This window comes from Photobacterium profundum (genome assembly GCF_003026285.1).
Classification (GTDB): domain Bacteria; phylum Pseudomonadota; class Gammaproteobacteria; order Enterobacterales; family Vibrionaceae; genus Photobacterium; species Photobacterium profundum.
This window is the reverse complement of sequence record NZ_PYOD01000006.1, coordinates 40,394-52,262: the sequence shown is the minus strand read 5'-3', so window position 1 is coordinate 52,262 and position 11,869 is coordinate 40,394. Positions and strand designations below refer to the sequence as shown.

13 protein-coding genes are annotated in these 11,869 nt (G+C 42.6%); 7 read left to right on the top strand and 6 right to left on the bottom strand.

From position 1 onward, the window contains the following. Positions 1–249 precede the first annotated feature (249 nt). Both C9J48_RS15760 and C9J48_RS15755 read left to right on the top strand, forming a co-directional pair. A complete protein-coding gene (locus C9J48_RS15760) occupies positions 250–1,254 on the top strand; it encodes an alpha/beta fold hydrolase (protein WP_006233248.1) in 1,005 nt (334 codons plus the stop codon). 136 nt (positions 1,255–1,390) lie between these two features. Next, positions 1,391–2,188, top strand: coding sequence for a Cof-type HAD-IIB family hydrolase (locus tag C9J48_RS15755; protein WP_006233247.1), 798 nt, complete (start codon positions 1,391–1,393; stop codon positions 2,186–2,188). A gap of 84 nt (positions 2,189–2,272) precedes the next feature. On the opposite strand, the gene C9J48_RS15750 is transcribed toward C9J48_RS15755, so the two are convergent. Next, a complete protein-coding gene (locus C9J48_RS15750) occupies positions 2,273–2,731 on the bottom strand; it encodes an EVE domain-containing protein (RefSeq protein WP_036804320.1) in 459 nt (152 codons plus the stop codon). A 61-nt stretch (positions 2,732–2,792) separates the two neighbouring features. Here C9J48_RS15750 and C9J48_RS15745 point away from each other — a divergent pair, with 61 nt between their 5' ends. The 4 genes from C9J48_RS15745 to C9J48_RS15730 all read left to right on the top strand — a co-directional run bounded on the left by C9J48_RS15745 (position 2,793) and on the right by C9J48_RS15730 (position 6,786). Further along, entirely contained in the window at positions 2,793–3,887 is a 1,095-nt protein-coding gene (locus tag C9J48_RS15745; protein WP_006233244.1) for a COG3650 family protein, read from the top strand. A 110-nt stretch (positions 3,888–3,997) separates the two neighbouring features. Further along, entirely contained in the window at positions 3,998–4,579 is a 582-nt protein-coding gene (locus tag C9J48_RS15740) for a tRNA-uridine aminocarboxypropyltransferase (RefSeq protein WP_006233243.1), read from the top strand. Between the two features lie 152 nt (positions 4,580–4,731). Next, on the top strand, positions 4,732–6,165 hold the full coding sequence (locus C9J48_RS15735; RefSeq protein ID WP_006233242.1) for a coniferyl aldehyde dehydrogenase: 1,434 nt from the start codon (positions 4,732–4,734) through the stop codon (positions 6,163–6,165). A 21-nt stretch (positions 6,166–6,186) separates the two neighbouring features. Then, positions 6,187–6,786 (top strand): TetR/AcrR family transcriptional regulator, encoded by a 600-nt coding sequence (locus tag C9J48_RS15730; RefSeq protein ID WP_006233241.1) that lies wholly within the window; start codon positions 6,187–6,189, stop codon positions 6,784–6,786. Positions 6,787–6,878: 92 nt separating this feature from the next. Here C9J48_RS15730 and C9J48_RS15725 read toward each other — a convergent pair whose 3' ends face one another. The 5 genes from C9J48_RS15725 to ftnA all read right to left on the bottom strand — a co-directional run bounded on the left by C9J48_RS15725 (position 6,879) and on the right by ftnA (position 11,148). Then, on the bottom strand, positions 6,879–7,418 hold the full coding sequence (locus C9J48_RS15725) for a DUF3332 domain-containing protein (protein ID WP_006233240.1): 540 nt from the start codon (positions 7,416–7,418) through the stop codon (positions 6,879–6,881). Positions 7,419–7,681: 263 nt separating this feature from the next. Next, positions 7,682–8,869 (bottom strand): BaiN/RdsA family NAD(P)/FAD-dependent oxidoreductase, encoded by a 1,188-nt coding sequence (locus C9J48_RS15720; protein ID WP_036804317.1) that lies wholly within the window; start codon positions 8,867–8,869, stop codon positions 7,682–7,684. A 126-nt stretch (positions 8,870–8,995) separates the two neighbouring features. Beyond that, positions 8,996–10,093 carry a mechanosensitive ion channel family protein gene (locus tag C9J48_RS15715; protein WP_036804248.1) on the bottom strand — a complete coding sequence of 366 codons (1,098 nt, stop codon included), beginning with the start codon at positions 10,091–10,093 and terminating at the stop codon, positions 8,996–8,998. 113 nt (positions 10,094–10,206) lie between these two features. Continuing rightward, positions 10,207–10,548: a universal stress protein UspB gene (gene uspB, locus C9J48_RS15710; RefSeq protein WP_172635962.1), complete on the bottom strand. Its 342-nt coding sequence runs from the start codon at positions 10,546–10,548 to the stop codon at positions 10,207–10,209. Positions 10,549–10,620: 72 nt separating this feature from the next. Next, positions 10,621–11,148, bottom strand: coding sequence for a non-heme ferritin (gene ftnA, locus C9J48_RS15705; RefSeq protein ID WP_006233236.1), 528 nt, complete (start codon positions 11,146–11,148; stop codon positions 10,621–10,623). Positions 11,149–11,400: 252 nt separating this feature from the next. On the opposite strand from ftnA, the gene C9J48_RS15700 reads away from it, so the two are divergent. Next, positions 11,401–11,823, top strand: a complete 423-nt coding sequence (locus C9J48_RS15700; protein ID WP_006233235.1) for a universal stress protein — start codon at positions 11,401–11,403, stop codon at positions 11,821–11,823. Positions 11,824–11,869: the final 46 nt, after the last annotated feature.

Sequence of the window (11,869 nt, the reverse complement as noted above, 5' to 3'; positions counted from 1 at the left end):
CGTTTAAGTTAAAACTATCAATACTGCCCATGATCCACGCAAGTTAACCGTAGAATCTCAATGAAAGCAACCTGCGGATCATTATTCTGCCGTATCACTTTGCGATATACTCTATTATCAAAGAGATTAGTAATAAATAGCCGACTTATCTATGATTTAACTGTACTCATTAGATCAGGAATATAAATTCATAATCAGATTGATTACTTTTTATTATTCATTTCCTATTTCGTCAGACCGAGAGAAAACATGACCGCTCAACCTCTGCATTATTTTGATTTTTCGCAAGAAGACAGATACACCGAGACAATGTCTGGGCCAGTAGCTGAAATGTGGGAGCAACGCCAGGAAGGCACATTCAAAGGTGTCGATAATCTCAATATTGGTTGGGTAAGCCTGACGGGTTACAACCATGATAAAGCGATTATTGTGGTGAATGGTCGTATCGAAAGCTATTGGAAATACCAAGAGCTTTTCTACGATTTAGTAAAAAAAGGATACGATGTATATGCCATTGACCATCGCGGTCAGGGTATTTCCGATCGTTTAGCTCAAGATAACGAATTAGGACACGTTGAAGAGTTTGATGATTATGTTACCGATCTAAAAACCTTCTTTGATACCGTAGTAACCCCTAAAAAGTATAAACAACACTTTCTGCTTGGTCACTCAATGGGGGGAACCATCTCAACCCTATTCTTGGCAAAATACCCATCACTGATTAAACGTGCAGTACTGAGTGCACCAATGCATGGTATTCAACTGTCTAATTGGATGAAGCCTATTGCTTCCCCTTTTGCGCGCGTCATCGAACAATTACAACGCCAACCTGATTATGCACCAGGACAAGTACCTTATTATCCCAAGCCTTTTTTGAATAATAAATTATGCCAAAGCCAGATACGTTATCAATGGTTCCGCGACTTATATGAAAACAAACCTGCACTAAAGATTGGCGGACCCAGTACTCGCTGGGTATGGCAAGGCATGGCGGCCGCGAATCGCTGCATTAAACAAGCGGCGAATATCACTACCCCTATACTGCTTATTCAAGGTGGCGATGATAATATTGTTGATAACCAAGCACACCATCGTTTTTGCCAAGCCATGAACCAAGCTAATCGTTCATGTGAATTAAAGGTCATTGATGGGGCGCGTCACGAACTATTATTCGAAAAAGATGCTTATCGTAATACTGTATTGGCAGCGACTTTTTCTCATTTAAGCCAAGACAACAGCACATCATCAACATGATCGAGTAAAAGCGGAAATTATGAAATCACACATTAGCCTCTTTTTTCTGACGTAAACTGGTTTAGAATTCATCATACCAATCAGGTACAGAGGTTATTATGTGTATCTGACCCCTGCTTTCATTGCGAGAATATTCATGTACAAGATTGTTGCTTCAGATCTAGACGGTACGCTACTCACTCCTGACCACAAAATTGCACCATTCACCAAAGACGTCTTAAACCGCTTACACCAGCAAGGTAAAGATTTTGTATTCGCCACAGGTCGTCACCATATTGATGTTGCTGGTATGCGTGAACATATTGGTATTCCTGCGTACATGATCACCTCTAATGGTGCACGCGTGCATAATTGTAAAGGCGAATTAATCTTCCAACAGAATGTTCAAGCCGACGTGATTGCAGGTGTAATTGCCTTAACCAAAACAGATCCAGCCCTCAAAATCCATATCTACCGCAATGACGATTGGCTATTAAATGTGGAAGATAAATCACTAAGCGAATTTCATGATACGTTTAGTTATCAGCTTTTTGATGTTGAAAATCCACCATTAGACGGGGTTGCAAAAATATTCTTAACCCGTGATGACCGCGAGCATGACAACCTAGTTGAATGGGAAGATCGCCTTAATGAACATTTTGGCAGTCGTGCCAACATTGCATTCTCGACCCCTTGGTGTTTAGAAGTGATGGATGCTGGCGTATCAAAAGGTCATGCACTAGAAGCGGTTGCGAAAGAAAAAGGCTATGCATTGCAAGACTGCCTCGCATTTGGCGATGGCATGAATGATGCAGAAATGCTTGCAATGGCAGGTAAAGGATTAGTGATGGAAACCTCTCACGATAAAGTGAAAAAAGCCTTACCCAACAATGAAGTTATCGGCTCTTGTGCTGATGAAGCCGTAGCGCATTACTTAGCAGACAACCTGTTATAAGCATCTTTTTACTGTGAATCACATCATATAAAAAGGCTGCCAACGCAGCCTTTTTTGAGCATTTTTTTCAGATACGTTTAATGGTTAGAATTGCCCTGTCATTTGTAATATTGCCAGCCACTGCGCTTCAGTCACTGGCATAATGCTCAATCGATTACCTCGTTTCACTAAAGGCATCTCTTCTAACAACGGATTGGCTTTCATTCGTTTTAGTGAAACCAGCCGTAAATGGCGCTTATATTCCACATCGACCATGATCCAAAGAGGGTTTTCAGGATCGGATTTAGGGTCAAAATACGGGCAAGTCGGATCGAATTGAAAATGATCGGGATAGGCTTCTTTCACGACGGTCGCAATACCAGCCACCCCCACCTCTTTACACGATGAATGATAAATAAAGATCTGATCGCCTAATTTAACCTGATCACGCATCATATTTCGTGCCTGATAGTTACGAACCCCTTCCCAACAGGAAACTTTTTGCTGCTTTAAAGTGTCTATGGAAAAGGTATCTGGTTCTGTTTTAAATAACCAATAGCCCACAATCATTCTCGTTATAATATAAAAGTACTTTCACTTAAGCCTAACATGAAGAGGGATTTGCATGACACATCCATGGATGCGAACAACGTTACCTATTGCCATTCTTATCGCCTTAGCGGGTTGCTCGACATCTACCCCTTCGTCATCCACATCGGGCATAATCGATCTCACGCCCCCTAAAGAGCCAACGCAACTCGGTAGTAGTTCAACAACGGCAGCCAAGACAACAGATGTCACTGCACAGGCAAGTGATAGCGGAAAAGTACAGGCCTTTATGATGCGAGGCATGGTGACGCTCGGTCATGAAAGTAATAGCATTCAACCTTGTGGCAGCACGCAACAATATTGGCTAACAACAGCAATATCTGATCGTTCTGCGCTTGAAGAAATCACCCCAGACGGCTACCAAGCTATGTATGCGGAAATGATTGGTTTCTTAGACCCCGCTCCCGAGGAAGGCTTTGCCGCTAACTACGATGGTCGCTTTACGGTAAAACAAATCAACATGATTTCTGCTGAAATGAGTGGTGGCTGTAAACAACAACCGCACACAACACGTGCTTTTGGTAACGAGCCCGGTTGGGCTGCTGAAATCAAAGACAAACAAGTTACCTTAATTCAAATGGGTAAAGAGCGCCAAAGCCAAGCAATTACCTCAACATCATCCATCTCGGGTAAACAGCAATATACGGGTAAAGATTTCAGCCTAACCTTAACCAAAGCACAATGTAACGACACCATGAGTGATGCGTTATTTGGTTGGCAATCCACCTTAGAATGGCAAGGTAAGCAATTCAAAGGCTGCGCGACCATTGGCGCTACCGATGTCACCTTAAACTGGATTGGCGAGTATCAGAGTAGCGCTCAAGCTGCTCAAAACACGGGATTAACCACCACGTTAGTACTTAACCCGGACCACTCAGCAACCACAACGTACGCCTATACAAATGGTGACAACAGCCTTGTTGAAACAGGATTTTGGCAACAAGCCAATCAAAACACTGTGCAAGTTATGATGACACGCCATCAGGGACGTCGTTTAAATGGCGAACGTCTATTTACATTAAACGGCAATACGCTAATCACAACAGAAGAAGTGGTTAACGGTCATGCTTATAGCCTTGGAAGTAATGGTTTACGGCTCGAAAAACAATAAAGCTGGATTCAAGCAATACATGTGTGGCTTGATATAATATTGCGGTTACCTGCGGGAAGTGGAGCCGCTTCCCGTTTACGTTATGTCATTTTTATTTAAAGAGAACGTTTATGCCCTGCCCGCGCTGTGGTTTCCAACACAACTGTATTTGTCATGCTGAACCCCAATCTCTCACGAGTGCTGCGCATTTTGTATTACTGACTCACCCCAAAGAACTGAACAAAGACACCAATACCGGTGTTTTAATGGAACGTACCCTACCTCATTGTCGCCGTATCACCTGGGATCGAGTAACACCTCCGAGTGAGCTCATCCAACAATTAATCGACCCTCAATTTGACCCTTGGTTATTATTTCCTAGTGATGAAACGCACCCAGCCAATGATTTTCAGTTAACGAATAAGAGAATACCCTTGTTTGTCATTCTTGATGCGACCTGGCAAGAAGCACGAAAAATGGTTCGAAAAAGCCCATGGTTGGCTGCACTGCCACGGTTAAGCCTAACGCCAAGTTCCACCTCTGGATATCAGCTACGTCGTAATCAACAGACTGGCAATTTATGTACTTGTGAAGCAGGCATCGCATTACTATCACTGATGAATCAACCACAACAAGCAGCCAAACTGGAACAGTATTTCAGTACATTTATTGATGTATTTCATGCAGATAAAAGCGGTCACACTAAAAACTGAACCACAATAAGCACGGCTATCATTGTACAAATTTGCATCAAAATTTAAATGAACTATACTAAAACCGACTAATCAGTCGGTAGTGGTGTTATTTAGACACGCCATCGAACTGTTCAGGATCTTTGTGACCACCCACTCATGAGGCAATATCAATGACAGTAGCAGAAAACGTCGTCACCAAATTAGACATCGCGGCAATGCAAAATACATTACACGAACAACGTGCGAGTTATTCTGCTCACTCAATGCCAGACTACGCTGAACGAATCACCCAGCTAAAGGCGCTTAAACAAGCCTTGCTAGCCAACAAAACAGCACTGTGTGAGGCACTGAATCAAGATTACGGACAACGTAGCGAACAAGACAGCCTCATGGCTGATGTACTGCCCTGCGTCATGAATATTAGCTACACCATTAAACACTTAAAAAAGTGGATGAAACCCTCGAAGCGCCATGCTGGCTTACTGTTAGCGCCAGCCAAAGTGGAAGTGGTGTATCAACCGCTTGGGGTTATCGGAATTGTAGTACCGTGGAATTTCCCTGTAATGCTCAGCCTTGGGCCATTAATCACCGCCTTAGCCGCGGGTAATCGCGCCATGATTAAGCTCAGTGAATTCACCCCTGCAACCAACATCGTACTGCGTGACTTGCTGGCATCGGCATTTGATAACAAACACGTAGCGGTTTTTGAAGGTGAAGCCGATATCGCCGCGGCATTTACCGCATTACCGTTTGATCACCTGATTTTCACGGGGTCAACGACCGTTGGCCGCCATGTTATGCGCGCAGCAGCTGATAACCTCACTCCAGTCACACTCGAACTAGGTGGTAAATCACCCACCATTATTGCCCCCGATATACCGTTGAATATCGCTGTTGAGCGGATGATTTATGGCAAAAGCCTTAATGGTGGCCAGATTTGTGTCGCCCCTGATTACGCATTAGTCCCAGAAGGTAAAGTGGACGACTTTATTACAGAGTACAAAAAACAATTCAATAAGATGTACCCAAAGGGGACGGCGAATAAAGACTTCACGTCGGTGATCAATCAGCGCCAATATCAACGCCTAACTGCTTGGCTTGAAGATGCCAAAAGCAAAGGCGCCACAGTGATGCCTTGCCATGAAAATAGTCGAGATGATGATCAACATCGTATGATTCCCCATATTTTGTTGAATACCAATGATGATATGACCGTCATGCAAGATGAAATATTTGGTCCAATATTGCCAATCGTGCCTTATAAGACAATTGATCAGGCATTAGATTATATTCAGCAACGTCCTCGTCCGCTGGCGTTATACCTAATGAGTTTTGATGCAGAGCTACAACAACGCATTAAAACCACCACCCATTCAGGCGGAATGTGTATTAACGAGTCAGTCTTCCACGTTGCTGCCGATGATGCACCGTTTGGTGGTATCGGCCCTTCCGGTATGGGGCATTATCACGGTAAAGAAGGGTTCTTAACGTTCTCGAAAGCGAAAACAATTTTGAGTCGCGGTAAAATAAATACCGCTAAATTAGTGACCCCACCTTATGGTGGCTGGATCCAAAAGCTGATGTTAGCTTTCTTCCTTCGATAAATTTGGGAATTTAATCTGTTTATGGTTACAGAAAAGAAACAGCAAATTTTGGATACTGCTCTTTTGCTCTTTGTCGAACAGGGAATTCAAGCAACAGCAACAGCCAAAATAGCCAAGCAAGCAAACGTGGCAACAGGCACGCTATTCCACCACTTTTCGAATAAACAAGAATTGGTGGTGACACTATACCGTTCAATCAAAGATGAATTGAGCCAGTCCATTAGCCAAAATTCTGCTGACAAGGTTCATCCATCAGACAATCAAATGGATACTTTAAAATCCACCATTGAAAGCTATTGGCACCAAGCGATTGAATGGGCAATGAGTCACCCACTAAAATGGCAGTTTCTGCAGCAATTTGCCAACGATCCACAATTTAAAATTAGCCAACAACAAGATGTCATGACGTCATCAATGGCGTTTTTGGTTGAAGCGGTTGAACAAGGACAACAGCAAGGCGTATTGGCACGCTTACCAATGCCTTTAGTGCTTAATTATTGCCATTATCACTATTTAGCCGTGACAACCTTATTTATTGAACAACCAGAGCTATTCCAACAACCAAGCTACCAAGACGGTGCTTTCCAGATGTTTTGGCAAGGTTTAGTTGCCAAACCATAATATAAAAGTGGCTGACTACAAAAGCAAAACGGGAGCATAAGCTCCCGTTTTTTTATTCATTGCATGATACGGTTTTCACCACATCGTAATGATTAAGCTTGTACTTCAGCGTATTGGTTTAACTCTGCAATACTTACAGTGGTAATAAACTCACCGTCTAAGTAGAAGTTCACGTTATCGCCAGCTTTCTCACCACGTAGTCGCGCAGTTTCACCATTTTGGTAAGACACGTTCATTTCTAGAGTGGAATCGTCAAGCTGACGGAATGTAGCCGCTTCAATATTGCTGTTCTGCACGCTTGCTAGCGGCACAGTCGTCATTGATTTGTCTAACTTGCTGTTGATCTTAAAGATAGCATCAACAGGCATATCAGCCACTGCCGGTGATTTACCCGTAATCGGATTTTTACCTGTCCAGAACTCAATTGAGTTGAAGATAAACAAATCAGCGGCTGCAGCAATACCGTATACCGGGCTTAACAGTACAAATAGACCCGCACGACCATAACGGTTATCGACAGCTGATAAGTTTGCTTTGGTCACAATTTGTGATGTGCCCATCTGACCAATACAACCCGTTAGAGAGGTTGCCAATACTGCCATCGCCACAGCTTTCAGTGCGATCTTTTTCATTTGTGCGTTACTCCGCGTTAAAATTAAAATGGATAAAAAGTCGGCGGATTATAAGCACTTTTGTGGAAATTACGAGTCAATTGTTTGTGAATAGTTCTGAAATAAAAACAAAGTAAGCTGTAAGCTAAATCAAGGTAAAAAGACGGTGATTTCCCATCAAACAATAACAAGCTAAACACCTGATTAATTAATTATAAATATATAAAAAGCGGCTAATTAGCCGCTTTTAGATTTACCGTTGTAACTTGCAACTTTTAATACATTTAAGCGTATTGACCGGCAACATAACCTGAGCTCCAGGCCCATTGGAAGTTGTAGCCACCCAACCAACCGCTCACATCCATCACTTCGCCAGCAAAGTACAAACCAGGAACCAGCTTAACTTCCATCGTTTTTGATGACAGTTCATCAGTATCCACACCACCTAATGTAACTTCAGCAGTACGATAGCCTTCCGTGCCATTTGGAGCGATAGACCACGAGTGGAAATACGTATCGAGGCTTGCGACTTCTTTCTCGTTATATTGCTTCAATGGCTTATCGGTGATGTCACCACGCTCAATAAGCACTTCAATTAAGCGCTTAGGCAATAAACGCGACAGCGCCGTTTTTAAGCTTTGGTTCGGATTACTTGCTCGCATCGCACGCAAGGTATCGCTTAACGACACATCAGGCAACAAGTTGATTGTCACCTTCTGACCCGGTGTCCAGTACGATGAAATCTGTAGAATAACCGGACCAGACAGCCCACGGTGAGTAAACAGTAAACTTTCTTTGAAATAAGTACCGTCTTCCGCTTCAATCGTCACTGGAACCGCAATACCAGACAATTCAGCAAACGCTTCTTTTTCTTCTTTATGCAAGGTGAAAGGCACTAAACCCGCCGTGGTAGGCACCACTTTTAGCCCAAATTGCTCTGCAACCTGATAGCCAAAAGGCGTTGCACCCAGCTTAGGCATAGATAAACCACCCGTAGCAATCACTAAAGACTCACATTCAACCGTATCGGTATTCAGCTTTAAACTAAAGCCAGTATCGGTTTTAGTAATATCATGCACATCACAACGGTAACGCTGTTCAACCGTCGGTAAATCACATTCAGCTAATAGCATTTGTACGATTTCTTTGGCTGAATCTTCACAGAATAGCTGCCCATGCGAGCGCTCTTCATAAGCAATACTATGTTTCGCAATCATCGCGATAAAATCCCACTGGGAATATTGCGATAAGGCTGATTTTGCGAAATGCGGATTACGACAAACAAAATTGCTGGCGGTCACATCATAGTTAGTAAAATTACAGCGACCGCCACCCGAGATCAGGATTTTACGCCCTGGTTTCTTTGCGTGATCAACCACCAGCACAGAACGACCTCGTTTGCCTGCTTCTGCCGCACACATTAACCCTGCAGCACCTGCACCAATAATTACAACATCAAACTTGTTAGCCATTTCTGTACCTAAACGTTGGATCATCACGGAATGAAAAAGGGATGCGATACCATAATGGTTTGCATCCCTTTGTGTTCTGCGCGCATTTTACGCGGCTATGGCGTGAATACCAAACCTAATCCGACTTTAGGCTAAATTAGGCTGGCCGCGACTCATAGTAATATCGGCATCAGGCATGTGTAACGTTGTAGTTGGAAACGCAAAATCAGCACCGTTACGATGCACAATATCAACAATTTTCAGCATTACATCTTGCTGTACTTCTTGATATTCAACCCAATTAACGGTTTTGGTAAAGGTGTACACCAATATATTCAATGATGATGCACCATACGTATCAAAACAAACGATCATGGTTTGGTTACTATCAATATCGGCATGATTTAATAGCATGGCTTTTATATCAGCCGCCACTTTGCCCACGACAGCCGCATCTTCATAACGTAATCCAACACTTTGTTTAATTCTTCGATTGGTCATACGCGAAGGGTTTTCAACCACAATAGAGCTAAAGACAGAATTAGGCACATATAATGGTCGCTTATCAAATGTGCGAATAACCGTCATTCTAAAGCCGATACGCTCAACCGTACCTTCAATTTGGCGATCTGGACTGCGCACCCAATCACCCACTTTAAAAGGGCGATCCAAATACAGCATCATAGCGCCGAAGAAGTTGGCCAGCATGTCTTTTGCGGCCATACCGACAATTAAGCCACCCACGCCACCGAAGGTCAGTACCCCTGACAAACTCAAGCCGAGGTTTTGCATCATCACTAAGCCACCAATGACCATTACGATCAAACGCAGTATCTTAGAAATAGCATTGATAGTAGTTGTATCTTTCGCCTTAGGTAATATACCGGCTTCGACATTACTGATCAGGCGTAACAGTATCCAGACGAAGGTCCAAACTACGATTAAGTGACGAACAACAGCAAGAAAGGTTGTGGGGTAGCTTGTAGTGTTATCAACCACAATGCCAAGCGATAATAAAGCAGGCCATAGCCAGATTAACCAACTGACAGGACGACGAACAGCACTCACTAGTGCATCATCCCAGATTAAGCGGGTATTTTCGGCAATCACAGAAAGACGGCGGGTAACAAGTAGCCATCCACCCCATAAAATTGCACTTAACGCGAGTAACAGACCCACGTTATACATCCAGTCGTGATTCACACCTTGCTCAAGGGATGACCACCATTGAATAAATCTTGTCATAAAAACCGTTAGCCAATATGTCGATAAAATAAACGAGCCATAAAGCTAAGCGGTTCAATTTCAATAAGCAATCAATAAAAACCGCTGAACAAACATAACGACATAATTTGCCATTAGATACCAAGAAACGCGACGGCAAAGATCGAGATAAAGAAAACCATAACAAACGTACTAGCAAGGATGAATAGCTTGCGAACTTTCACACATTTAGTCATGAATAACGGATCATGATGATTCTGATATTGCTGACTACGAATGTAGTGAAAAAGACGAACTTGCTTACTGACATTGCCTTGAGAAGAGAAAAAACCGCGACCATCAACTTGTTGATAAAGTAACGGGTCACAATCTCGCATTACTCGAAGCAATGTACGCAAGGTACTCACATATCGAGACACATTCACAACCATTATCAAAAAGAGTGCAAGTAGAAATGCATCACCACTAATATTCATAATAAAACCCCCAAACAACATCAGTATAGGCTGGGGAAGAGAGGGCGCGATTTAATTGCGCCCCTAAAACACTTAACCAGCCGTTGTATCCATTACAGATGTCGAGCCAGCCTTAGCCATTGCTGCAAGATCTTTATCAATAAAGAATAAAGCTTTGCCATCTTCGCCAACTAACTCAATCTTATCCAAAATGCCTTTAAACAACTTTTCTTCTTCATGCTGCTCTGAGACATACCACTGTAAAAAATTAAAGGTAGAGTAGTCTTGGGTCGTGAATGCAACATGAGCTAACTTATTAATTTGCTGAGTAATTAATTGTTCATGTTCATATGTTTCACGAAATACCGCGCCCAAAGATTCAAACTCGTGCTTTGGTGCTGCAATTGCACCCAACATTGGCATAGAGCCCGTTTCACTCACATAAGTGAACAAACGCTGCATGTGTTCCATTTCTTCAACTGCATGTGAACGTAAGAACTCAGCAGCCCCCTCGAAACCCTTATCTTCACACCACGCGCTCATTTGCAGGTATAGATTTGAAGAAAAGAACTCCAAATTAATTTGCTCGTTCAGCTTTGCAACCATCTCTTGAGCTAACATTACACAACTCCTATCTATTAAAGTGTAATCAACACATTGCCACTGTGCACAATTGAGTTTGCAACTCATGCCCACAATTGCAGTGAAATTATCAATTAGTATCCCATAACATACGGGTAAGATTAAAAAAAAGACTACTTTTGTAATAATTAATTAACGCACTATCTTCCTATAAAGGATGCGATCTAACCGATATTTTTCAATCATACTCAATGCTAGCATGATTAAAACCACGATAAAGGAGTGCACGTTATGGCTTATAAACACATTCTAGTTGCAATCGACCTCTCTGATGACAGTTTCATCCTAGTCAACAAAGCAGCGACACTCGCCAAAGAGCTAGAGGCCAAATTGTCTTTGATCCATATTGATGTCAATTATGCCGAACTTTATACTGGTCTTATTGATATCAACCTCTCTGATACCCAATTTAAAATGTTTGATGATGCACAAAAGCAGCTCCAAGCACTGGCAGAAAAAGCAAATTATCCGGTTTCTCATACCCTCGTGGGCAGCGGTGATTTTAGTGATGAAATTTGCCAAGCCATCAATAATCTCGATATCGAGTTAGTGGTATGCGGTCACCACCAAGATTTTTGGAGTAAGATCCTTTCTTCAACCAAACAATTGATGAATGCGACTCCGGTCGATTTATTGATGGTGCCTTTAAAATAAAATCTATCCTGTTGATCGGTTTTCCTGAATATATCAACAACGGCGC

Coding starts and splice junctions, on each gene's coding strand:
- C9J48_RS15760 (WP_006233248.1), top strand. CDS start 250: ATGACCGCTCAACCTCTGCATTATTTTGATTTTTCGCAAGAAGACAGA.
- C9J48_RS15755 (WP_006233247.1), top strand. CDS start 1,391: ATGTACAAGATTGTTGCTTCAGATCTAGACGGTACGCTACTCACTCCT.
- C9J48_RS15745 (WP_006233244.1), top strand. CDS start 2,793: ATGACACATCCATGGATGCGAACAACGTTACCTATTGCCATTCTTATC.
- C9J48_RS15740 (WP_006233243.1), top strand. CDS start 3,998: ATGCCCTGCCCGCGCTGTGGTTTCCAACACAACTGTATTTGTCATGCT.
- C9J48_RS15735 (WP_006233242.1), top strand. CDS start 4,732: ATGACAGTAGCAGAAAACGTCGTCACCAAATTAGACATCGCGGCAATG.
- C9J48_RS15730 (WP_006233241.1), top strand. CDS start 6,187: ATGGTTACAGAAAAGAAACAGCAAATTTTGGATACTGCTCTTTTGCTC.
- C9J48_RS15725 (WP_006233240.1), bottom strand. CDS start 7,418: ATGAAAAAGATCGCACTGAAAGCTGTGGCGATGGCAGTATTGGCAACC.
- C9J48_RS15720 (WP_036804317.1), bottom strand. CDS start 8,869: ATGGCTAACAAGTTTGATGTTGTAATTATTGGTGCAGGTGCTGCAGGG.
- C9J48_RS15715 (WP_036804248.1), bottom strand. CDS start 10,093: ATGACAAGATTTATTCAATGGTGGTCATCCCTTGAGCAAGGTGTGAAT.
- uspB (WP_172635962.1), bottom strand. CDS start 10,548: ATGAATATTAGTGGTGATGCATTTCTACTTGCACTCTTTTTGATAATG.
- ftnA (WP_006233236.1), bottom strand. CDS start 11,148: ATGTTAGCTCAAGAGATGGTTGCAAAGCTGAACGAGCAAATTAATTTG.
- C9J48_RS15700 (WP_006233235.1), top strand. CDS start 11,401: ATGGCTTATAAACACATTCTAGTTGCAATCGACCTCTCTGATGACAGT.